The organism is Pseudocolwellia sp. G5-9, from assembly GCF_055808995.1.
Map to the genome: position 1 here is coordinate 73,240 of NZ_CM147893.1, position 23,479 is coordinate 96,718.

Here is a 23,479-nt window from a genome sequence, read left to right on the forward strand (position 1 = left end):
TTAATGTAAAGAGTTTCATTTGCATAATTTTTATTTCATATTGTTTTGCCTTGTAGATTTTATTTTGAGCTGCAAGGCTTTTTTATTTGTAGGGTATTGATTTTAATTAATTAACTTTAACTGTTTTAATTGCACACTCATTACATCAACCGCATTTTGGTTATTAATTTTCCAAATCCCTAATGGTTGCTCCGCAGTAATAACCACCTCTTTCTCTTCAATAAAATGGCCATTAATAACAGGACGTTTTCTAACGCTCATAATGCGGTCTTTTTCGTGATGAGCAGGTTGTTGATCTGGCCATGCGCATCGTTCTTGCCAAAAAGGATGTTGCTGCCAACTAGATTCCATTTTGTAGAAGTCTCTACCTATTCGGCTAAAACGATAAAATAGATGCTTTAAGCGCTCTGTATAAAGTATTTCTGCTAATAGCTTGTTCTCTGGTTTATGAAATAAAGTATTAATAACCACAGGAGCAATAAGTGCTGACGACAGAGATTGAAATATACCATTACCAGAAAGAGGATCAACAGACATAGCCGCATCACCTACACATAACACACCTTCTTCTATCGGCGCTTTATTAAAAATGGGAGTACTCGAACGAGCGAGTACTTTGCCGTCGGGCTTAATGTAAGGTGTTATATGGGTTAACTCAGGTCTTGATAAAACCAGTTTATGTATGAAGGATGAAAGCTTATCGTTTGCAGCGCCTGTATTACTTTTAGCGCTAATACTGACTTGAGTGAAAATATTGCCTTTGCCGTTATTGGCTAACCACAACCAACCATTTTCAATACTAATAGCCATCGCTTCTGGCGACATTAATGATGGCTGTGTAGTTTTCCAATTTTGACAAATAGAAAGAGAGTCTGCTCCTTTAATATGAGAGCTTTTAGTCAGTGGCGCAGCTCTGCCTCTGGCTTCAACAATAAAATCAGTAATAAAGGTTTTACCTGATTTACATAAAACACACTGTTGATTGTTTTGCTTTTCTACCTTGAGAATAGTTTCATCATAAAAGGGAATATTAGCATTGGCTAAATCTTTTAATAATGCGGTATCAAAATCGACTCTTCTAATGAGCCGCTCTGTGTTTGCTGCACTATGAGAACCATTCCAACTCACACTTCGAGGAATAGGGGGACTGATTGTTTTTAATGCGTGCTGTACACCTAAATATGATAGTGATTGATACACTCGTTCAGAAATGCCTTCGGTTACATTATGTCGCCTAACATTCGCTATTACACAAACGTTGTAACCCATTTTAGCTAAACCTAATGCGGTGACTATGCCAGCAGGGCCACAGCCAAGTACGGCAATTTGGGTCTGTTGGTTATTTATCATGACGTTGCCCAACAGCTATTCTTGAACTGTCTCGTTGCGTTCCTTGATGGTTTACTCTTTGCTTTAAAGCTTTAATTATCTCGGCTTGATTATAGTGTGGATATTTCATTTTTATTTGTGCAATAGCGGCGGTTACCGACGCGCAACCAATACTTGCACCAGCAGGACCTAAATGGGGTTTACCCGAGTAACCGGCAAAATCAGCTTGTGGTGAATTTAACCAAGAAATTTCATTGGGTTTACAGCGAGCATCACCTGTCGCTCTTATAATTTCATTATAATTTGATGGATATACTGGATCGCCTTGCGAAGGTGCGGCAGCTACTAATATAATGTTTTTTCGTAAGGCCTTTTCACAAGCTTCTCGTAATATACTGCGATCGTTTCGTAGCCCAAAACTCATATTAATCATGTTAACTTTCATTGAAATTAGCCAGTGTATTGCTTCGGCTATTTGAGAGGGGGTACATACTAATTTATCGTGAAAAACACGGGCAGCAATAATGCTAGCTGGTAGGTTGTGACCAATAATATGAGTTACGGCTGTTCCATGGCCTAATTGATCTATTATAGCCTGATTACCAGTAAAATCTTTTACTTCTTCTACACAATAAGAATAAGCAGGTGGTAAGCCACTGTCGATAATTCCTACTTTAAGCATCGTATTTCTCAGTTTTAGTTACGTTAAGTGATGATGAGGCTATTTCAATTAACATATCGGCGTTGGCAATAGGTTTACCGCTATGGCTAACAATAATGCGTGTTGTGTTAGCAAATAGCTGATCAATTTGTTCAATGATATGGTTTTCAGTTACTTGATCTGTTGCTGATGTGGGTTCATCTAAAATAACAATAACAGGATCTTTTAGTAAAACTCGTGCTAACCCAATACGTTGTTTTTCTCCTCCTGAAAGGGCTGTACCGCGTTCACTTATGGTGGTATTTATTCCGTCTGGCATTTTTAAAATAAGTGATTCTAAACCTGCAGAAATAGCGGCGTTGTATACCTCAGTGTCAGAAGCTTGAGGGTGACCATAACGAATGTTATTGGCAAAACTGTCTCTAAATATCACGGGATCTTGCGGTGCGATAGCTATCCGTTCTCGCCATTCTTGCACTTTTACATTGGCGAGGTTTATCCCATCAATTTCGATGGAGCCTGAACGAGGTAATAAATGGCACTGTAGTAAATCGAGTAAAGTTGATTTACCAATACCAGTTTGCCCAACAATACCGACTTTACTGCCTGCAGGAATATGTATGTTTACATGGTTAAAAATTTCAGATTGTGGCGTATGGCCAAAGCATAAAGAGGTTAGCGTTATGTCACCTTTTAGTTGTTTGGGTAGGGTGTGGGCTTGCGCTAATTGTTCGTTGTTTTGTGCTAGTGGTTGCTGGCGTAAAAAGCTCACTCGGTCTAAGCTCACCGTAAGTCGTTGCCATGCCAAATATAAACCTAACAGCGATTGTAAAGGGCCTATGGCCATAGCAACATAAGCTGTAAAAGCAATAAGCGAACCTAAAGAAAAACTATCCTCAATAACCCAATAGCCACCGATTAAAAAAATAACCGCGCGTGACAGCGACACTAAAGTGCTGGGTATGGCTGATGTCCAAAATTCTGTTTTTTGCAGTGAAATAAGTTTACCTAAAAAGCTATGGTTTAATTGCCCCAGCTTATCAAGCTCTTGTTTTTCAGCACCAGAGGATTGAATAAACTTAATGACAGGAATTTTTTCAGCAAAGAATGACGAAATATCAGCCGCGCTTTCGCGTACTTTAATGTTTTTACGTTCAACTTTAGGTCTCATTTTAAATAAGTAAAAAAGCTCAAAGGGGATCAAAACCAAAAGAATAAGCGATAACTGCCAATGTAAATGAATCATCATTATGGTGGCTGCACTTAAGCCTAGAATAGCAGAGAAGGTTGAAAACAAAGTGTCTACAGCAAAGCGCTGTATTTCAGCCACATCGCGATCAATTCGAGAAGATATATCGCCAACACGTTGGTTATGATAAAAAGTGCTCGGTAATTTTTGTAAATGTTGAAAGACGTCTTCACGTAACGCAAACAGTATTTTTCCTGATAATTGCGTGTGTTTTATGCGGTTGTAGCCTGAGAGTAAGGTACTTAAAATACCCACAAAAAATAAGCTACAAGAAAATAAAACCAAGGCGTCAAAGTCTTTTTTTAACAAACCTTGATCAATAATTAATTTACTTAAATAAGGTACTGAAACGACGAGAGTAGTAGTGATTAAAGAAAATAACGCGAGAAAGAGTATCTCGCGCTTATGCAAGGCTAAAAAACTATATAGCCACGTTAATGCTGTCCTTCTTGCTGGAGAAGGACTGTTTGATGAGTTTTTTGCTGAAAGTAAGTCAGCTAAGCTCATTATGCTTTGTTAACCTTGGCGTTTAAATACAATACTGGTTGACATAGCACCATCACCTGTAAGGGGAATGGTCGCAATGTTTTTAAGAGTATCAGCGTCATAAACGGCTACATCAGCAAGGGCACCTGAAAGATAAATTTTAGATCCATCGTGCGAAAAATTAATACAGTAATAGGTGTACGGTAAATCAACTGAACGTATGAGTTTTTGTGTATTTGAATCGTATTCTTTCAAGTCATTCAATGTACCGTATACTCGGTTAAGATGACCTGGACGACGTATTGAAGTAAACAATACGGTTTCAATAGGCCCAAAATCTTTTGCGGACGCCTTACCTGTTTTTAAGTCAACTATTTCGTGGCCCCATATATATTCAGCGTTAGCTAAATCACCATCTTCACCGTTATATTTAGCTCGACTATACATTCGATAAAATTCATTATTAATTTTCCCCATTTGCCAAACCGTTAATACGTCTTTACCTGAATAACCCGGTTGATTGTCGTGTAAGCTTGGTAAAATCATCTCGTACTTACCTGAATGAATATCCATTAGAAAAATATCTTGTCCACCCATAATCAACTCACCAGACTCTAGTCTATCCATAGTGACTATTTGTCTGGGGGCATCATACGTGCGGTTTGCTTTTACGTTTAGCCCGTCTGCGGTGTTAAAAACGGCAATTTGTGGAGGAAGTAATTCGTAATGATCATTCATCAGTCTTACACGATTTTGATGAGTATAAATTTCTTTACCATCAGGGCTTATTGCAATAGATGCAATAGACTTTACACGAATGTTTCCGGTAGATTGCTGTGTTGAAAATACCACTTCACAGTTATCAATATTAACACCGTAAATATCACTAAAATGATCTGTTAATATATATACGATCGAATTATCTGGCGACATCACTAAAGTACCAGGGCCGGGTCCTGCTGTTAGGTCACATTGACGGATCACTTCATTTTTTTGTAAATCAATTAAATGTAGTGTGGTGTTTGGTCGTGTTACGGTAACCAAAAATTCCTTTTCTGTACTTTTTACAGAGGATTGATTTTCAAAGCTAGTGCTTTTGCAAGCACTTAACAGTAAAACTAAACTACTCAAGAATAACGTTGGGTAAAAGTTGTTCATTGTTTTATTCCTTTTCGTCGGGATACACAGAATCAAGATTACGCCAGTCTTTGGTTGCAGAGTCGGCATTTTTCGACCAGTCAGGGTAGGTGTTCATCATGTCGGGTACTTGAGCAGGCCACCAACAAGGGTCTGAACAACCGTATAAGTCAGCTTCCATAGGTTGACATAACCCTGATACGCTACCAAACATATCGACTTCCCAACCAGGATCTGTGGTAGCGGTACAACCTACTGGAGATTGCATTGCCATAACTTCATCAAGTTCACCTGTTTTTACCGCTTCATCAACTTTGCGAGCTTTGTTGTTTATTGCTTTTAAGTGTTTCATGATTGGGCCTTCCTCGGAGCTATATAAGTGTCGTAAAAAGCTGGATTGTGTTCCATTATTTGTGTGTATACCTTTATGCCAAAATCTACCCAGTCTCTCATTAGGTCACAGTAATGAAGGGTAGGTTTCGCAGGGTCGCCATAGCGAGCGTAACTTTCGTGATAACAACCACCGGCACATAAATTACGTATGTTACAGGTAGAACAAACCACACCATTTTTATCGAGTCTTTTATTTAAAAAGTCATTTAGTACGGGTTTGTCTAAGCCATTAATTACATCGCCAAGTAACGCTTGGTCTGAACCAGTAAATCGATGACAAAGGTTAAGGCCACCTTCATGATCTACGGCTACCATACCAACACCTGCGCCACAAGGAAGTGCTTTTTTAGTGCCTTCGTGAATGTCGGTGATTAGTTGATGCAAGTTTGAAAAACCAATGGTTTTGTTTTCGAGTGCAGCTGCAAGGTATTTTTCGCCAAGCTTTTTCATGTTAGTAAAAACATCAACTAGTTCTTCGGGCTTAAGGTTGTAATCACTAACATCGCCTGAAGTTACAGGAGCAAAACCAACTTCGCTAAAACCTAAAGTATTAAATAGGTGATCCCAAATAGTATCAATGTCGGTAAGGCCTGTGGTTAAGGTTACTCGCGCACCAATAGGGCGACTACGATACTTTGAAAGCAACATTTTTGCTTTTTTAGCAACGGTGTCGTAAGTGCCTTTACCGTTAACAGATATACGGTTACGGTCGTGATAGGCTTTTGGCCCGTCAATACTGATTGATAAACCTACATTGTGTTTATCAAAATACTCTACGTGTCTTTCAGTTAATAATGTTGCATTGGTTGTCATTGAAAAATCAACAATTTTACCTTTTGCTGGAAACACTTCTTCTGAGTAAGCAATAACTTCTTTAATTAAGGTGAAGTTTGATAAAGGTTCGCCACCAAAAAACACCACGTTATAACGTGATTGATCGGGCGACTCTTTCAGTAACATATCAATAGACTGTTTTGCGGTTTCAAAGTCCATTTTCTTACCGGCAGAAGGAACATCAAGATCTTCTTTATAACAGTAGGTACAGCTTAAGTTACAACCCGTATTAACACTAAGTACTACGGTTGTTAATGGCGCGCTGTCTAATGCTAAAGGAACAAACTCTTCCACGCCGTTATTTAGGCCTTTTTCACCCACTAACGATAGGCTTTTTAATTCACCTAAGGCTGACATAATGTCGGTTTCTGAATAACGGCCGCTTAATGCTTGCGTTAATGAAGTATCAGTAAAGTTCTCTTGTCCTTGTATTGAAGACAATATGTCGCCCGTTAATTCGTCGCGTTCAAATAAACTTGTCGTTGGAATATGAAAGATAAACGATTTATCTTTCACTTCTACTTGGTGAAGATTATTTTCTATGACTTCTAATGTTGAATTCATACGTTATCACCTTATTTAAGTGGTGGATTATTCCAGCGTTGCAAGGTTACTAGTAGGCGACCTATGCCACTGATCTCATTTCCGTTTTCAGTTAATTTTGCAATAACATTTAAGTTACCCGCGTTGTTTGTACTTCGGTAACGTTCTGGGTTTGGTCCTGCATTTGCTGGTGAGAATAAACCTGTGTTGGTATTCATTTTTCCGGCAAACTTAACGTCGTTATCTTTCTTAGCTGTTTCGTCGCGCGGAACAACTTGCCAAGTCACTTCTTCTATATAACCTAGGTTTAAGTCGTCTTCTGTGTTTGGAATACCGTCTTTACCGTAATCAGTACCTATAGCTCTGAAAAGGGTATCGGTTTTAGGTGTAGAGCCACCGTTGTCGCCAACACGAGAAACACCATAAGAAGGAATAACTTCTAACGCGTTAACTTGTTTATAAATAGCTAATTGTTTAGTAAGTGTTGCTTTACCTACGTTGATGTCGGCATAACCAATATCAGCATCACTTTTAGCCGTAATGTTAACCATCATACGGTTTGCACTATGACTAATGACATTATTAACAACAATGCTTGAAGGTAGCTTTAAGGCTGAGCTTAAACCTGTACCTGTAATGGTTAATGTAGTGGTTTCTCCTTTTTTAATATGATTAGGGTAAACACTTAATAGCTGTGTTTTTGGTGCATCTTTAATAGCGTTGATTCTCATGCCAACAAGCTCTTGGCCTTTTTGATAAAATCGACCTGTTAATGTTTGGCCGTCAGCACTTGCTGCAAGGGTTTGGCGTAAACTTATATCACTAAAGTTAATGTTACCTCGCCATTCGTAACCGGTATAAACCACCGAGCTACCTGTACCTTTTATCGCTTCACCGTTTGCATATTTTCCTTCAATGTTTAAAGCGTAATTATCTTTTTTGTTTTGATTTACTTGCATAATAGCGCTGAAATAGCCTTTACCTGGCATGTGACCACTAAGGATCCATTGACCTTCAAGTTGAGGTTTTTTAGCTTTAGACCAAGCCGACCATGCTTTGCTAGCAAAAGGGTATTTTTTAGAAACATGCGGTACCATTTTGTTGCGTGCAATGCCTAACCAATTACGGTCTCGGCCAAACATTGAATATTCAACAGATGGGAATTGGCCTAAATGAAAATCAATTAAGTAGTTCCATTCTTTGGGTTCTCTGCGCTGTAAAGCTACTCGAGCACCAGAATGACAACGAGCACACATAATTTGAAATTCGTCATCAAATTGTGTTTCTATTTGATTTAGGTCTTGTTCTAGCAAATATCTCACACCTTGCGTTTCACTAGGCGCTAAGCCTTGGTTGTCGGCTAGGTATTTAACAATTTCATGTAAGCCGCTGCCTTTTATGTCTAAATCACCTTTGTTAATTTTTAAACCGTGCATTAAACGCATTCTGTTGACGGTCATTTCCCATCCTTCAGGCGTTTTTCTTTGGTAACTTATACGGCTTAAGCCTTCATCAGTTGGAACATGGCAGCCTAAGCAATTAGAACGAATTAATTTAGCTCCTGCAGAATCATCTTTATTTAATGACGCAGCAAAGAGTAGTGGGGCGGTCAGTATTAATGTAATACCTAATAGTGTTTGTTTTAACAAAATGTATCCCTCTGTCTAAAATTTATTTAAAATAGTACGAATGACCTATTTTATTAAGACTATTCCTTTAATTCTTTTCTGTCAAGAAAGCCATAAAAGGAATAGTCTGCTTGTTAACTTCAGCGACAAGTTTCATTTTTATAAAATGTAGATTATCGTTTTTTGTGTTTATTTTAAGATCGTCACTTTTTTTTTACGCGATCTAGTTCTTCTTGTTTTAATTCTCTCATTTTAAATTTTTGAATTTTACCTGTTATTGTCATTGGGTATTCAGTCACAAAGTCGATATAACGAGGAATTTTAAAATGGGTTATTTTGCCTTTACAGAATGCGATAATTTCGTCGCTTGTTGCTTGTTCGCCTTCTTTTAATTGCACCCATGCACAAACTTCTTCACCCATTTTTTTATCTAGTACACCAAACACTTGCACTTCAGTGATTTTAGGATGAGTGTATAAAAACTCTTCAATTTCTCTTGGGTAAATATTTTCACCACCACGAATAATCATGTCTTTAATTCGACCTGTAATTTTTACGTAGCCTTTATCGTCCATAGTGCCAATATCGCCTGAGTGTAACCAACCAGCGTCATCAATTGTTTCACGGGTTTTTTCTTCATCACCCCAGTAACCTTTCATTACAGAGTAGCCACGTGTACATACTTCACCGGGTTCGTTTAATTCACATACTTGACCTAGTTCGTTGATTATTTTTATTTCAACATAAGGTATTGCACGACCTACAGTTTGGGTTCTGTGTTTTAAAGAATCGTCAGGCTTGGTCATATGGTTAAGGGGGCTAACTTCTGTTTGGCCGTATCCAATCAAAATGTTTCTTAAATTCATGTTTTTAATCAGGCTATTCATTAACTCAACAGGGCAAGTAGCACCAGCCATAATGCCTGTACGTAATGATGAAACGTCAAAGTTAGTAAACTCAGGGTGCTCTAATTCCATAATAAACATGGTAGGAACACCATGTAATGCAGTGCATTTTTCTTTTTCAATGGCCTGTAAGGTCGTTAAGGGGTCAAAAGCTTCAGATGGAAAGACCATAGTTGCGCCATGGCTTACACAGGCTAGTACACCTAAAACCATGCCAAAACAGTGATACAAAGGAACAGGGATACAGAGTCGGTCTTTGTCGGTAAATTTCATACCGTTAGCGCAAAGTGCACCGTTGTTTAAAATATTACAATGGGTAAGTGTAGCACCTTTTGGTTGGCCAGTAGTGCCGCTGGTAAACTGTATATTAATGGCATCGTCAGGTTGTAAGGAATCTCGTAATACTGCCAATTCGTTTTGTTCTTTGGGGCCGCCATATTTACATATAGTATTAAAGTTATACATACCAGGGGTTTTAGCATCGCCCATACGGATAACCGTGGTTAAATGTGGGAGGTTTTTAGATTTGAGTTTACCAGCTTGAGTATTTTTGAGTTCAGGAATTAGCTCATTGAGCATTAACAAATATTCGCTAGTTTTAAAAGATTCAGCACTTATAATCGCTTTACATTCAACCTTATTGAGTGCGTATTCAAGTTCATATAATCGGTAAGCAGGATTAATACATACCATGATCACGCCGATTTTAGCGGTAGCTAATTGTGTTAATACCCATTCGTAACTATTGGGCCCCCAAATGCCTAAGCGGTCGCCTTTGCTCAAACCTAAAGCAAGTAAGCCTGTTGCTAGTTCATCAACTTTTTCGTTTAGTTGTTTATACGACCATTTTATATCTTGATGACAAACCACTAGCGCATCATTACTTGAGTACAGATGAGCTATCTCTTCAAATTTGTTTCCTATTGTATTGTAAATTAGTTGCTGGCTTCCCTCACCACAGATATAGCTTTTTGTAATTTTGTTCATTTTGATTTCCACATAATTATTATAATAATTTTTATATTTACATTAGAGTAAACCTTAAAATAGGTCAACTGTATTTTTATTTTTTAAAAAAATAGGTTATAAACTCAAGTTATAATCACCTTAAAGCTTGGTAAGTATAAATATTACTTAACCTGAACTCGGTTTAATAAATGCTTCTCTAGCAGCCATTTTTCCTAACTTCTGCGTTAAATTTACTTGCAATAGAGGAGGAGTATTGACGCGAAATTTGTATAGAATTTAAGTACTAGATATATGGAGGATTGTTAGTATGACAGGAGAGTAACTATTTAATTTAGTTAAAGATTTTTATTATTAATATTATTTAGTTATATAAATTATAATATTATATTTTTAGACTCTAATAGGGGGAATATTTGTAAGTTATAAAAAACTAAACGCCTAATATAAAGAAGAGACCGACTTAGTGTGCTGCTCTCTTTTATTACTTAAATCTATGTTTTTATTTTCGTTAGTCGTTGTAATAATTAAGCTGATAGCATTTAAGATATTACGTATTTTTTCATCAAGGTAAATGGCAATAAAGGTTAAAAATAAGCACAACAATGGAATATAAATAAACGAAGTAATAATACTGCCATCAACTAAATAATTAATAACAATAGGTAAGGCAATAAACAAGCACATTAAGATACGATATACGGCGATGAAAATAATTTTTAACATGGTAACTCCATAGTTTATTTAAAACCTGAGGCTAAAGTTAAAGCAACCACAGGTAATATTTTAAAAAGTCTTAAAATATTTTTAAGTTTTCTATGTCGTTGAGTGTAAAGAGGTCGGCTATTTAAAACAAAAGGATAATATTCACCATTTAGGTGAATGATATTCATCTAAATGCATATCTTATTGTAGAGTAGGGGATTTTCTCAGCCAGCTTAAGAAGCATTGAATATCATGGCGTTTTTCGTCTTCAGCTCGATAAACCGCATAAACTGACTCAGGGTAGGAGAGGTTTTCGTTAAAGGGTCTTACAAGTAAACCATTTTCTTCGTGTACTCTTTCCATAGGGAACATAGCAAGGGCTAAGCCTAATCCTTGTATTGCAGCTCTAATAGACGAATCGTAATCGCTAAAAGTAATGGAACGTTTAAGAGGTATATCGGGGAGTTTTACTGTATTTGACCACGCTTTCCATATATCGTCCATCATGGTTATATCTATTAATGGCGCGTTGCTAACGTCTTCCAATTTGCTTAGCTTGTGCTTATTAACAAAAGCTTTAGACGCAACGGCAGCAATTTCAATATCCGTTATTTTAGTGGATATAACATTAGGCCATTTACCAGCGCCCACTCTAATGGCTAAGTCTATATCGTCGTATCTTAAATCTGCTACGTGGTTACCTGTTTCAATACGAATATCAATGTCTGGATGTGCCTCTTGGAAAGCTCCCATTTGCGGAATAATAATATTACTCGCTAAAGTACTAAAACAAGATATTTTTAAGCTAGGAGAAGAGTGACGATGCTTGACTTTTTTTGTGCCTTGTTCAAAGGCGGTTAAGCCTTGCTGAATATAATGTAGGTACATTTTCCCTGCGCTATTTACAGCAACCCCTCGGCTTTTTCGTTGAAATAATTCAAAGCCGAAATGCTCTTCAAGCGACTTAATTTGATGGCTAACGGCTGATGGTGTAATAAATAGCTCTTCACTGGCTAATTTAAAGCTCTCTAAACGTGCGGCCGCTTCAAAAATAGTGAGTAAATGAATAGGTGGTATTTTAAGTGCCATTATTTAGCCTAAGATAGAATAGATATTATAATTTAACATAAATTTTATTCATGTATAGAGGGGATGCTTTAGGTGTGTAGTTTTACGATGTTGAAGTAAGCTTTAACTAAAACTCTTCTAGCTCGTCAATTACTATACGTGCTTCGGCAATTGTACAGTCTGTTCTTGCCATTAATTGGTTTATTGATATGCCGGGTTGTTTTCTTGCTATGTTTAATAGTTCTTGATGGGTTAAGTTGTTTTTTTGTTCGCTGATATGATTCGCAACCCATTGCCAAGTGGGTTCTTCTGATGAACGAATATATTCTACAACGTGTTCTAATTGTTCAAAAGTTGCTGATAATATCCAATGTCTTGATCTACCTTTACGTTGCAATGTACAGCCTAAAGATCTTATTTCTGCTTTTAAAGCATAAGCCTTCATTACTCTTCTTAAAAAGGAAGATAAGGTGATTTCAAATAGTTTTTGCACACTAAGTTATCTGTATTTTTGTGATTAAAAAAGCCAGCATAACGCTGGCTTATCTCATTAAGCTATAGAGCTAAAATATACTTTAATATATTACCATTTTTTCTTAGGTTGAAATAGCATGTCTAAATCGTTTTCTTCATCTTTAGCTTTTTTCGCTGCATCTTTAGCATTGGTTGTTTTAAGAGCTTCAGTAATATCTTCTAATTGAGACTCTATTTCACTACGTTTTACTTTAGTGTATTCAGATTGGTTAGGGTGACTCATTAATGTTTGTAAGGCTTTTTCAAAATATTGGCGAGCAGAGCCTAACATTTCTTTAGAATAAGCTTTTTGCCCTCTACTTATTATGCTTTCTACACCTATTTTGAGCTGCATTGCGTCAAGGCGAAGATCTTGTTGGCTAAATGATTGAGCATCTAAAGCGCCTTTAGATTGCTCTGCTTTAAGCATGGCTCTTAATTTCTTAATATTTTGTAATATACCAACAAGCTGTTGTTCGTTGTCAGGTAAAATGAAAGTCTCATCACTTGCTGTTTGATTTGATGCTGAGTCTTTTGCGGAGGTTAAAGCTGCTTCAAGTTCTTGTACTTTTTGTTTTACAAGTTTTGAATCAGGAGTGAGTTGTCGCATTGCTTTTGCTGCATTTAGACTTCTTCTGATTAAAATTTCAATGAGTACAGGGCTTGGTGGAAGATTATTTAAATTAACAATGAGCTCTTCTGACTCATCAATTATGGCTTTATATTTAGCTGATTGTGCACGTCGTTCTTGTTCTTGTTTTGCTTTGTGTTGCTGCATAGCATTTACCACAACTACGCCAATCACCAATAAAACTATCAATCCGATGATAATAATAATCATATTTTTTACTCAATGTTATTTGATTAGAGGTTATTTGAAAAGATTCATCAATGAGTCTACAAAAAATGTTTAACTCTTCATAGTGTTAAATTGTTTTAACCCTCATTAATGGTAAATAAAGGGATGTTTTTGTTGTTAATAAAAACAAGAATGTTAAGAAGAGGTAAACAACTTAGTGAAAGTTTAAGTTTATTTTTCACTATTTGGTATAAATTATAAACTTTTTGAATAAAAATTGACTAATTTAAAATTTATTATGGAATAAACTTTAAATTAAGTATATATTTTTGGAATAAGAAAAATATATAGCTGCTATTTATGAAATTACAACAACTGCGTTACATTGTTGAAGTACTCAACAATAATCTCAATGTTTCCGCCACAGCGGAAAGTCTATTCACTTCTCAACCTGGTATTAGTAAGCAAGTTAGAATGCTTGAAGATGAATTAGGTATCCAAATTTTTGGTCGTAGTGGTAAGCATTTAACTCATGTAACCTCTGCGGGTAATGAAGTGATTAATATTGCTACAGAAATATTGTCTAAAGTTGAAGCTATTAAAGCGGTTGCTCGTGAGCATACTCAGCCAGACGAAGGTAAATTACGTATAGCAACAACGCATACACAAGCGCGTTATGCATTACCTGAAGTGATTAAAGGCTTTATGAAGCGTTACGATAAAGTTTCACTACATATGTACCAAGGGACTCCAGCGCAAATTAGTGAGTCTGCTTCTAAAGGTGATACCGATTTCGCCATTGCGACCGAGTCGCTACATTTATATAACGATTTAATTATGCTGCCTTGTTACCACTGGAACAGAAGCATTATTGTTAAATCTGATCATCCTTTAGCTAAAAAACGTGATATCACTATTCAAGATATTGCTAAATACTCTTTGGTTACCTACGTTTTTGGTTTTACGGGGCGTTCAGAGCTTGATACTGCCTTCTCAAATGCTGGATGCGAACCTAAAATCGCTTTTACTGCAACTGATGCTGATGTTATTAAAACCTATGTACGTATGGGCGTTGGTATTGGTGTTATTGCGTCTATGGCTTTAGATCCTAAAGTTGATGGTGATTTAGTGGCTATTGATGCAAGCCATTTATTTAAGCCAAGTACAACTAAAATAGGCTTTAGAAGAGGAACCTTTTTAAGAGGTTATATGTTTGATTTTATTGAGCGTTTTGCCCCTCATTTAAATCGTGACTTAGTCACTCGTGCGGTATTACTGAAAAACAATAACGATATAGATGAGTTGTTTTCTAATATTGAATTACCTACACGTTAATTGGGTTAACTATTCATTTATTACATGAAAAGGAAGCATTATGCTTCCTTTTTGTTTCTAGCATTCAGTAATATTTACTGCTAAACCGCCTCTAGAGGTTTCTTTGTATTTGGTTTTCATGTCGTTACCTGTTTCCCACATGGTTTTTATTACCTTGTCTAAAGTAACTTTATGAGTACCTGAGCCTCTCAATGCTAACCTAGATGCATTGATCGCTTTTATTGCTCCCATCGCATTGCGTTCAATACAAGGTACTTGAACTAAACCACCAACAGGATCACAGGTGAGTCCTAGGTTATGCTCCATGCCTATTTCTGCGGCATTCTCTACTTGGCTAGGGTTACCACCCATTATTTCAGTTAAAGCGCCTGCAGCCATTGAGCAAGCCACGCCGACTTCACCTTGACAGCCCACTTCAGCACCAGAGATTGAAGCATTGGTTTTATATAAAATACCGATAGCCGCTGCGGTTAGTAAATATTTAATACAGTCATCTTCACTTACTGGGTTTACAAATTTATTGTAGTAGCATAAAACCGCAGGAATAATTCCCGCTGCACCGTTTGTTGGTGCTGTTACAACGCGGCTACCAGCAGCATTTTCTTCATTTACAGCTAAGGCAAATAAATTCACCCAATCCATAGTAACTAACGGATCATTATTTTTTTCTACTGAGAGTGTTCTATACAAAGCAGGAGCTCTTCGAGTAACTTTTAAGCCACCAGGTAATATACCTTCTGTTTTTATGCCTCTAGCAACACAATCTTGCATTGCCTGCCATATTTCTAATAATTTACTTCTTACAATTTTTTCATCATTTAAGCACTTTTCGTTATTCATCATAATGGTGCTGATGTTTAGATGTTTATCTGCTGCTTCTTTAAATAATTCTGTTGCGTTAGAAAATAAATGAGGACGCTTAATATTATTATGTAATGAGAGTGCTTTATCTTTCTCTTTTGCAAAATCGCAGTCTTGCACAATGAAACCACCGCCAATAGAAAAATAGGTTTCTTCTAATATCAGATTATTATTTTCATCGTATGCGAATAAAGTCATACCGTTTGAATGAGCACTTAAGGTTTTTCTACGGTGATAGATAATGGCGTTGTCTTTAGGGAAAGAAACCGTATGTGTTTTGTTTAACAAAAGTGTTTGAGATTCCACTACACTATTAAGGATCGCTTCTATAGAATCAACAGGAATAGTATCAGGCTGTTCGCCACATAAACCTAAAATAACGGCTTTACCTGTTCCATGACCTATGCCTGTTTGTCCTAAAGATCCGAATAGCTCACATTTTACTCGGCTAACACTATTGAGTTGCTCATTTTCATTTAAATGCTGCACAAATAAATGGGCCGCTTTCATTGGACCAACAGTATGTGAACTAGAAGGGCCAATGCCGATTGAAAACATATCAAATACACTAATCATGATGTAATACCGAATTTAAGTTTGTTGACTTTTGTTTTGGTGAAATATTATTTTGTAATGGTATATGAAAACTCTTATTTATAACAACAAAAATATGATCATTTTTGTTAGATGTTTTTAATTTTAGCAGGGAGTTGAATAAAGGTAGTAAGTGGAGGGGATTTAACTAACCAGAGTTCAGGTTAACTAAGATGAATAGCTAAGTCTTTCAACATTGAAGCGGTTGCGCCCCATATGTTGTGCTGTTTGTATGGCATAAAATGCACATTATGGGAAAAGCTTTTACGTTGTACGTTAATTGCTATGTGGTTTGATGTATCTAAAAAATACTTTAACGGTACTTGAAATATATCACTTACTTCATTGGTATCTTTAATGAATTCATAATCGTTAGGAATAAAAGCAATATAAGGCGTTACAATAAAACCTGAAATGACCTGATAAGAATGTAAGCTCCCTACAATATTAATTAACTCAGGTGGGACGCCTATTTCTTCGAAGGTTTCTCGTGATGCGGTATCAATTAAGTTGGTATCTGTTTTTTCAACCTTTCCACCCGGGAAGCTAATTTGACCTGCATGATGCCTTAAATTTAGTGAGCGTTTAGTTAGTACTACGTTTAACTGATCACCATCGTCAACAAGAGGAATAAGTACTGCAGCTTCTTTCAGCGGTTTGTGGTGCTGGTATTTATGTAAGGAATCAGAGCGCTTATTTAATGAATACTTAAGTAAAAATTCGTCTTTTGTCATTAAGGACTCGATTAAAAAGGTGTTATTTATAAATACTTTTAGCTTAACTTAAGTTTGGCTAACAATCTAATTCAAAAGCAGTATGTTAATTATTAAGTTTTTGAATGAAAAAATGTCCCTTTAAGTACAGGTATGATTTTATTCACTTTATCGAAGGTTTCTTGGTATTCATCAGCGAGAACCGAATCTGCAACTAAACCGCCACCCGCCCAGCAATATATTTTATTGTTTTCACAAATTAAGGTTCTAATCGTTATGCTAGTGTCCATATTGCCACAGGCAGAAATATAACCGATAGAGCCGCAATATACACTTCGTCTATGAGGCTCTAATTCTTCAATAATTTCCATTGCTCTAATTTTAGGAGCGCCAGTAATTGAGCCACCGGGAAAAGCACCGCGTAATAAGTCTGTTGCGTTAAATTGCGCAGAGAGTTTTCCTTCAACTGTGCTAACCAAATGGTGTACCGCGGGAAAGCTTTCTATATCAAATAACTTAGGTACAACAACAGATCCTGCTTCGCATACTTTACTGATATCGTTACGAAGTAGGTCAACAATCATTAGGTTTTCAGCTTTGTCTTTTGCAGAAGCTTTTAGGTCTTCTGCGGCTTGTTGATCAAGCTCAGGTAAGTGATGCCTTGGGCGTGTCCCTTTTATTGGCTTACTTTGAACTTGATGTTCGTTAAGTTGTAAAAATCGTTCAGGAGATATACTTAAAATAGCCGCATCTTCAAGGCGTATGAAAGCCGAAAAAGGGGCGTTGTTTTCTTCACGCAGGGTTTTATACGCTTGAAATTCGTCGCCAGAATAACTGGCTGAAAAACGTTGTGCTAAATTTATTTGGTAACAATCCCCCGCTAATAAGTATTCATGTACTTGATTAAACTTTTGCGCGTATTCTGTTTGGGTCATATTTGATAACCAATCAGAATCTAATGTAAATTCTAATCTCTTGCTTTGATTGGCTGTTTTAATTAGAGCAAAAAGATCGATTTCAGTTTGTTTTCTTTCGTTTTCTAAACAAAGCAAATGAAAAACCTGTGTTTTGTTATCAAAAATTATTGCTTTGTTGTATATACCTACCGACATTTCGGGAATATGAATATCTTGCTCGCAAAGCTCAGGTAATACTTCAAATTCTCTTCCTAAATCGTAAGCAAAATAACCGACAGCGCCTCCTTTAAATGGAAATTTTATTGATGCTGAAATGTTAATATTTGAAAAGGTTTCTTCAATAGCTTGGTTAACCAAGAAAAGTGGATCTTCAGTACTTGTTATTGTTGAGTTATTTGCAACATTCACTATTTTGGTTGTTTTGTTTTTTGTTGCTAAAGTAACAACAGGATCCCACACTAAAATATCAAACTGACTATCAACATGATTGTTATCACAAGAATCTAGCCACATTGCCCAAGGTAAATTTGATAAGTGTGTAAAAATATCACTAGACACAATATTGTCATCAAAAATAATGACGTTAGAAGTTAATTCAACGGCTGAATTTATAGGATGAGATGAATGAGTGTGTTGTTTTAACAAAGGCTGCATACTTTTTATAAGATGAATGTTTAATTATAAGGTGAATAATTAATATTACTAAACTGAATTAAGATACTTCTATAAGTTAGTAGCAGCACCTTAGTAAGCAAGGTATCATATCGGCAAAATTATAAGTTTCAACTAATTCCTCTCATGAATTCTTTATTCATAGGGTTTATCTAAATTCAAGGTAAATGTGACAAAGGTAAATTATGGCTATTATCAAACAGCAAGACCTCATCGATAGCATTGAAGATGCACTTCAGTATATTTCTTATTATCATCCGCTTGATTTTATTCAAGCATTAGAAAAAGCATACAACAAAGAACAAAGCCAAGCCGCTAAAGATGCGATTGCACAAATTCTTATTAACTCTCGTATGTCTGCCCATGGTAAACGTCCTATCTGTCAAGATACTGGTATTGTTACGTGTTTTGTGAAAGTAGGTATGGATGTTCAGTGGGATAAAACTGATTTAACCGTTCAGCAAATGGTTGATGAGGGCACACGTCGTGCTTATATGAATCCTGATAATCCTTTACGTGCTTCTATTGTTGCAGACCCCGCGGGTAAACGTATTAATACGAAAGATAATACACCAGCGGTTGTTCATATTGATATGGTTGCTGGCGGCGGTATTGAAATTATGATCGCAGCGAAAGGCGGCGGATCAGAAAACAAATCTAAAATGGTAATGTTAAACCCAAGCGATTCAATTGCTGATTGGGTTGTTAAAACGTTACCAACTATGGGCGCAGGCTGGTGTCCTCCAGGAATGTTAGGTATAGGTATTGGTGGTACGGCTGAAAAAGCAGGTGTATTGGCTAAAGAAAGCTTAATGGACCCTGTAAACATTCAAGAACTTATTGACCGTGGCCCACAAAATGCGGAAGAAGAACTACGTTTAGAAATTTTTGAACGCGTAAATAAATTAGGTATTGGTGCTCAAGGTTTAGGGGGTTTAACAACGGTTGTTGATATTAAAATTAACTCTGTGCCAACTCATGCGGCATCTAAACCTGTAGTTATGATCCCTAACTGTGCGGCAACTCGCCATGTACACTTTCATTTAGACGGTTCAGGTCCTGCGGATCTTCAGCCACCTAAATTAGAAGATTGGCCTGAAATTACATGGGAAGTAGGTGAAAACGTACGTCGTGTTAATGTGGATGAGCTTAAGAAAGCTGATATTAGCGAATGGAAAACAGGCGAAACTGTTTTACTCTCGGGTACTATTTTAACAGGTCGTGATGCAGCTCATAAACGCATTCAAGAAATGTTAGCAGCAGGTGAGAAGTTACCCGTAGACTTTACTGACAAGTTTATTTACTACGTTGGACCAGTAGATGCTATTGGCGACGAAGCGGTTGGTCCGGCTGGCCCAACAACCGCAACACGTATGGATAAATTTACTGAAATGATGCTAGCTGAAACAGGCTTGTTAGGTACTATTGGTAAAGCTGAACGTGGTGCTGCAACGTGCGAAAGCATTAAAAACCATAAGTCAGTTTACCTAATGGCCGTTGGTGGCGCTGCATACTTAGTGTCTAAAGCAATCAAAAAAGCGAAAGTGGTTGCCTTTGAAGACATGGGTATGGAAGCAATATACGAATTTGAAGTTGAAGATATGCCTGTAACAGTTGCTGTAGATTCTACAGGTGAATCAGCACATGTTACTGGTCCTCAAATTTGGAAATTAAATATTGAAGAAGAAGACAAGAAAACTAAAGGCTAAAATCTTTAGTTAACGCTTATCTAGCTTTACTAAAACGCTATAAGGTAAAACTTATGGCGTTTTTTATTGCTTAAAAAACAGGAAGCGTAAAATAATATTGTTTTATAGCTATATTTGATCTTTATGAAAAACATAACTTTATTACTGTTGTTGTCGTTTTTTTAGATTAGAAATCCCACCCCATACTAAGGTAATAATAACCACCATTAAAGCCACTCGGAGAGTTTAAAGGGTATATAGCACCTAAAAATCCAGATTTACGCCCTTGACTATATTCATCTGGAAATACATTAAAGATATTTTTAGCGCCCAAAGCAACTTCTATATTATCTGTAATATCATATGAAATTTCCATATCAGTTATGATAACAGGATCAACTTTTTCAAGCAGAGATACATCATTAAATTGTGCATTATAAAAACTTCCATAATAATTTATACGAAACATTGTATGTAATGCTTCTTGTGAGTGTGAATATGTTAATACACCTCTAGTTTTTGGAATTCCATCTTCACGTTCTTTACGTACATTAGCATTTGATATGGGGCTTTTAGGATTAGTAACATCTAGTTCTGTGTCAGTATAATTAAACGCTAACGATAAAATATCGCTTCCCCCCATAAATTCAAATGGTAAACTGACTACTAAATCAATGCCTTGAGTTACTGAGTTGAAATCGTTAGCATAATATTGAATGTTGGTTACGTTTGAACTAATTCCTGAGATAGATAATAATGGTGTGTCACTTGCCACTATTTCACTCGTAAATAGTGATAATCTATCATCTACATCAATATAAAAATAATCCAAAGTAACATTAACAGGGCTTATTTCAGATAATATACCGAAGCTAAAACTAGTGGCTGTTTCTGGTTCAAGCTTTCCTCCTGAACGTGCCGTTGCAATAGGGCTCAAAGCACTTATTAATTGTGAGCCTTGTTGAACAACTACATTATTTTCGATCGAATTGGATGTGGATATACGTTGAAGAGTTGACTGGCCAACAGTGGGGGCACGGAAGCCAGTACTTAGCGTTGAACGTAATGCAATTTCATCGGTAAGCTGTATACGGGTAGAAAGCTTACCGTCAAAAGTATTACCTATTTTTTCTATTTTTTCATACCTTATCGCAAATGATACCGAAAGAGCTTCAGTTACGTCGGCTTCAATATCTAAATATACGGCATTTGATGTACGAACGTTAATACCAGCAGTATCTGGTGAGAAACCAGGGAAACCGTTTGAACCTATGGCTTCACCATTACTCGAAAAAGGGCCTATTTCATAAGATGCACTATCTCCAGCGACAACTTCAAATTGTTCAAAGTAGTTTTGGTAACCAAAGGCAACATTGAGTTCAGATTCAAAACCAACATCAATAGGATAGGTAAAGTCAGTATTGAATACACGCTCTGTTTGAATTTGAGAACCTAATTTAAAATCTTTTGGTGAATTTTCACCTAACGAGGCATTAGCACTGTTAAATAATTCATAATCAATATGATTTCTACCTACGGCCATACTTATGTCATAAGTTAGTTCAGCGTCATTGTTATTTAACGAGCCCCGTATACCCGCCACTATACTACCATCAGTTACTTTACCGCCAAATATAGGGGTGAAGCCACCTGGAAAACGTTCATTAAAAGAAAAACAATTAGGATTGGCTATAACTGCTGCTAAGGCTTCAGCATCGCCACTACTGCCAGGGATAGTCGGTACTGGACAGTTCCCTGTTTGATTATTAGTCATGTCAAAGAATAGGCGAGTACCATTGTCTGGGTTAGTAAATATACTTGCTCTTGTATTAGGGTTACGATAAAAAAAACTGCCATTTACATCACGTTGCGCCCAGTTACCAAAAAGATAAAGTTGCTTATAATTGTTGTTATCCCCAACATCTATTTCTACATTGCCAAACAGTTTTAGGTTATTAGCAATATCCGGGGCTCCCCAGGGTACTACAGGATCTTGTATATCATTTTCGCTAATACCACTATCAATTAAGCTTTGAACCGCAGGATCTTGAACCCCACGAGATGTGGGATTACTTTCTGAAAACTCGAATGATAAATTGGCTGTACCACTATCATTAATAGTGGTTCCTAAAATACCAGATAGCTTATATTGAGCACCATCCCCTTTATAATATTGACCCGTATGCACTTCAATACGATTGACCTCGGCACTGTTTTCTAATCGAAAGTTAATCACACCAGCTATAGCATCTGATCCATATTGCGCAGCAGCGCCATCTCTTAAAACTTCTACACTTTTAAGAGCAATACTAGGTATAGGCTCTAAATCCACTCCGTGGGCCCCTACATTTAATCCTGAAATGTATTCATAAATAGCACCACTACGATGACGTCGTTTACCATTAACTAATATTAAAATACTATCAGTAGGTAACCCTCGAATATTTGCGGGTCTTACTATAGTACCTGCATCGCTAATGGCTTCCTGATTTACGTTATACGAAGGCATAACAGTGGAGAGTGTCGATATAATATCGAGACTACCTCGTGTTTTTAAATCTTGTTTATTAATAATATCTAATGGTGCTAGTGCTTCATTAGGTGAACGATTTATTCGACGTGAACCTGTAATTTGAATACGTTCATCTTCGATTTCTATTGTAGAATTTTTAGAAGGGGATTCAGGGAACGAAGCTGAGTTAGTAGTGGGTAAGGTGGGGGTTGTTTTAATTACCTTGTTTTTTAAATCTTCGAAATTATTTAAAACAGATGATACAGCAATGACTCTTTTTTTAGTCGCAATGGCATTGATAGGAGTATTTAAAAGAATCTTTGTGAGAGCATCTTCCAGTGAATAAGTACCTATAATAGGGTTAGTCATGACAACAATTGAGTCATCAAAGGGGTATAAAAGAGAATAGCCAGAGATATCAGCTAATTTATTGAGAGCGGTAGCCGCATCCATTGCTGGTAATTTAAAGTGGTAACGTTCAGCAGCTTGACACACTAGAGTATTGCCTAACCATAATAAGAAAAACATAATATGAAACTGAATATTTTTTTCTTTATTATGTTTTAATCGGCGACTTAACACTTAATACTTATCTCGCTGTTTGAGTGAATGTTTTGATTATTTTTCTTTGTTGTATATGGTAACTATTGGCATCTTCAATCAACTGTTTCAGTGTGACAACAACATCATGCTAGCCAGTATTACTGTTATCTTATCATCATGAAAGAATTTCGACTATTGGCTATAGCTTTAATTAACCTCAACTCGGGTTAATGAATGTTAGATAATAAATTAAAACTATTATTTATCAAAGGCTTAATCTGTATCGTTGTTTTCCTAAGTTATATTAGTCTCTCAACATTGATATTTTTGTGTATAACAAGGCGAATTTTTCTATCTAATAGCTAGCTATTAGTAATAAATTCAACGAAGTTAGGCATAAAAATAGCTTGTTGAGTAACTTTGCTTAT

18 protein-coding genes are annotated in these 23,479 nt (G+C 36.5%); 2 read left to right on the forward strand and 16 right to left on the reverse strand.

The features are described from left to right. Nucleotides 1-102: 102 nt before the first annotated feature. From qhpG to AC0L5Q_RS00355, 12 genes are all read right to left on the reverse strand, one after another. The gene (gene qhpG, locus AC0L5Q_RS00300) at nt 103-1,350 is read right to left on the reverse strand and encodes a flavin-dependent monooxygenase QhpG (protein WP_473613520.1); all 1,248 of its coding nucleotides are present in this window, start codon (nt 1,348-1,350) and stop codon (nt 103-105) included. After that, the gene (gene qhpE, locus AC0L5Q_RS00305) at nt 1,340-2,011 is read right to left on the reverse strand and encodes a subtilisin-like serine protease QhpE (RefSeq protein ID WP_473613521.1); all 672 of its coding nucleotides are present in this window, start codon (nt 2,009-2,011) and stop codon (nt 1,340-1,342) included. Before qhpE ends, qhpG begins: the two co-directional genes overlap by 11 nt. Then, a complete protein-coding gene (locus tag AC0L5Q_RS00310) occupies nt 2,004-3,746 on the reverse strand; it encodes an ABC transporter ATP-binding protein (protein WP_473613522.1) in 1,743 nt (580 codons plus the stop codon). Before AC0L5Q_RS00310 ends, qhpE begins: the two co-directional genes overlap by 8 nt. 9 nt (nt 3,747-3,755) lie before the next feature. Next, nucleotides 3,756-4,883 carry a quinohemoprotein amine dehydrogenase subunit beta gene (peaD, locus tag AC0L5Q_RS00315; protein ID WP_473613523.1) on the reverse strand — a complete coding sequence of 376 codons (1,128 nt, stop codon included), beginning with the start codon at nt 4,881-4,883 and terminating at the stop codon, nt 3,756-3,758. A 4-nt stretch (nt 4,884-4,887) separates the two neighbouring features. Continuing rightward, complete coding sequence (gene qhpC, locus AC0L5Q_RS00320; protein WP_473613524.1) at nt 4,888-5,214, reverse strand: quinohemoprotein amine dehydrogenase subunit gamma; 327 nt, start codon at nt 5,212-5,214, stop codon at nt 4,888-4,890. Next, nucleotides 5,211-6,653: a quinohemoprotein amine dehydrogenase maturation protein gene (peaB, locus tag AC0L5Q_RS00325; RefSeq protein ID WP_473613525.1), complete on the reverse strand. Its 1,443-nt coding sequence runs from the start codon at nt 6,651-6,653 to the stop codon at nt 5,211-5,213. The genes qhpC and peaB overlap by 4 nt, the downstream gene beginning before the upstream one ends. An 11-nt stretch (nt 6,654-6,664) precedes the next feature. Continuing rightward, entirely contained in the window at nt 6,665-8,281 is a 1,617-nt protein-coding gene (gene peaA, locus AC0L5Q_RS00330) for a quinohemoprotein amine dehydrogenase subunit alpha (protein WP_473613526.1), read from the reverse strand. A 182-nt stretch (nt 8,282-8,463) separates the two neighbouring features. Beyond that, nucleotides 8,464-10,152, reverse strand: a complete 1,689-nt coding sequence (locus tag AC0L5Q_RS00335; protein ID WP_473613527.1) for an AMP-binding protein — start codon at nt 10,150-10,152, stop codon at nt 8,464-8,466. Nucleotides 10,153-10,572: 420 nt separating this feature from the next. Continuing rightward, a complete protein-coding gene (locus AC0L5Q_RS00340; RefSeq protein WP_473613528.1) occupies nt 10,573-10,857 on the reverse strand; it encodes a hypothetical protein in 285 nt (94 codons plus the stop codon). A 180-nt stretch (nt 10,858-11,037) separates the two neighbouring features. After that, the gene (locus tag AC0L5Q_RS00345; RefSeq protein ID WP_473613529.1) at nt 11,038-11,925 is read right to left on the reverse strand and encodes a LysR substrate-binding domain-containing protein; all 888 of its coding nucleotides are present in this window, start codon (nt 11,923-11,925) and stop codon (nt 11,038-11,040) included. A 106-nt stretch (nt 11,926-12,031) separates the two neighbouring features. Continuing rightward, nucleotides 12,032-12,397, reverse strand: coding sequence for a ribosome recycling factor family protein (locus AC0L5Q_RS00350; protein ID WP_473613530.1), 366 nt, complete (start codon nt 12,395-12,397; stop codon nt 12,032-12,034). Between the two features lie 90 nt (nt 12,398-12,487). Further along, nucleotides 12,488-13,258 (reverse strand): hypothetical protein, encoded by a 771-nt coding sequence (locus AC0L5Q_RS00355; RefSeq protein ID WP_473613531.1) that lies wholly within the window; start codon nt 13,256-13,258, stop codon nt 12,488-12,490. A 318-nt stretch (nt 13,259-13,576) separates the two neighbouring features. Between AC0L5Q_RS00355 and cysB the strand changes: the two genes are divergently transcribed. Further along, the gene (cysB, locus tag AC0L5Q_RS00360) at nt 13,577-14,551 is read left to right on the forward strand and encodes an HTH-type transcriptional regulator CysB (protein WP_473613532.1); all 975 of its coding nucleotides are present in this window, start codon (nt 13,577-13,579) and stop codon (nt 14,549-14,551) included. A gap of 57 nt (nt 14,552-14,608) precedes the next feature. On the opposite strand, the gene AC0L5Q_RS00365 is transcribed toward cysB, so the two are convergent. From AC0L5Q_RS00365 to pabB, 3 genes are all read right to left on the reverse strand, one after another. Further along, nucleotides 14,609-15,988, reverse strand: coding sequence for an L-serine ammonia-lyase (locus AC0L5Q_RS00365; protein ID WP_473613533.1), 1,380 nt, complete (start codon nt 15,986-15,988; stop codon nt 14,609-14,611). A 182-nt stretch (nt 15,989-16,170) separates the two neighbouring features. Then, complete coding sequence (locus AC0L5Q_RS00370) at nt 16,171-16,740, reverse strand: CoA pyrophosphatase (RefSeq protein WP_473613534.1); 570 nt, start codon at nt 16,738-16,740, stop codon at nt 16,171-16,173. Nucleotides 16,741-16,832: 92 nt separating this feature from the next. After that, nucleotides 16,833-18,281 carry an aminodeoxychorismate synthase component I gene (gene pabB / locus AC0L5Q_RS00375; protein ID WP_473613535.1) on the reverse strand — a complete coding sequence of 483 codons (1,449 nt, stop codon included), beginning with the start codon at nt 18,279-18,281 and terminating at the stop codon, nt 16,833-16,835. 212 nt (nt 18,282-18,493) lie between these two features. Between pabB and AC0L5Q_RS00380 the strand changes: the two genes are divergently transcribed. Beyond that, nucleotides 18,494-20,017 (forward strand): fumarate hydratase, encoded by a 1,524-nt coding sequence (locus AC0L5Q_RS00380; protein WP_473613536.1) that lies wholly within the window; start codon nt 18,494-18,496, stop codon nt 20,015-20,017. Between the two features lie 166 nt (nt 20,018-20,183). Here the strand turns inward: AC0L5Q_RS00380 and AC0L5Q_RS00385 are convergent, their stop codons facing one another. Beyond that, nucleotides 20,184-23,090, reverse strand: coding sequence for a TonB-dependent receptor plug domain-containing protein (locus AC0L5Q_RS00385; protein WP_473613537.1), 2,907 nt, complete (start codon nt 23,088-23,090; stop codon nt 20,184-20,186). Between the last annotated feature and the right edge of the window lie 389 nt (nt 23,091-23,479).

Coding starts and splice junctions, on each gene's coding strand:
- qhpC (WP_473613524.1), bottom strand. CDS start 5,214: ATGAAACACTTAAAAGCAATAAACAACAAAGCTCGCAAAGTTGATGAA.
- AC0L5Q_RS00370 (WP_473613534.1), bottom strand. CDS start 16,740: ATGACAAAAGACGAATTTTTACTTAAGTATTCATTAAATAAGCGCTCT.
- AC0L5Q_RS00340 (WP_473613528.1), bottom strand. CDS start 10,857: ATGTTAAAAATTATTTTCATCGCCGTATATCGTATCTTAATGTGCTTG.
- AC0L5Q_RS00345 (WP_473613529.1), bottom strand. CDS start 11,925: ATGGCACTTAAAATACCACCTATTCATTTACTCACTATTTTTGAAGCG.
- AC0L5Q_RS00380 (WP_473613536.1), top strand. CDS start 18,494: ATGGCTATTATCAAACAGCAAGACCTCATCGATAGCATTGAAGATGCA.
- qhpG (WP_473613520.1), bottom strand. CDS start 1,350: ATGATAAATAACCAACAGACCCAAATTGCCGTACTTGGCTGTGGCCCT.
- AC0L5Q_RS00310 (WP_473613522.1), bottom strand. CDS start 3,746: ATGAGCTTAGCTGACTTACTTTCAGCAAAAAACTCATCAAACAGTCCT.
- AC0L5Q_RS00355 (WP_473613531.1), bottom strand. CDS start 13,258: ATGATTATTATTATCATCGGATTGATAGTTTTATTGGTGATTGGCGTA.
- qhpE (WP_473613521.1), bottom strand. CDS start 2,011: ATGCTTAAAGTAGGAATTATCGACAGTGGCTTACCACCTGCTTATTCT.
- AC0L5Q_RS00365 (WP_473613533.1), bottom strand. CDS start 15,988: ATGATTAGTGTATTTGATATGTTTTCAATCGGCATTGGCCCTTCTAGT.
- peaD (WP_473613523.1), bottom strand. CDS start 4,883: ATGAACAACTTTTACCCAACGTTATTCTTGAGTAGTTTAGTTTTACTG.
- AC0L5Q_RS00335 (WP_473613527.1), bottom strand. CDS start 10,152: ATGAACAAAATTACAAAAAGCTATATCTGTGGTGAGGGAAGCCAGCAA.
- peaB (WP_473613525.1), bottom strand. CDS start 6,653: ATGAATTCAACATTAGAAGTCATAGAAAATAATCTTCACCAAGTAGAA.
- cysB (WP_473613532.1), top strand. CDS start 13,577: ATGAAATTACAACAACTGCGTTACATTGTTGAAGTACTCAACAATAAT.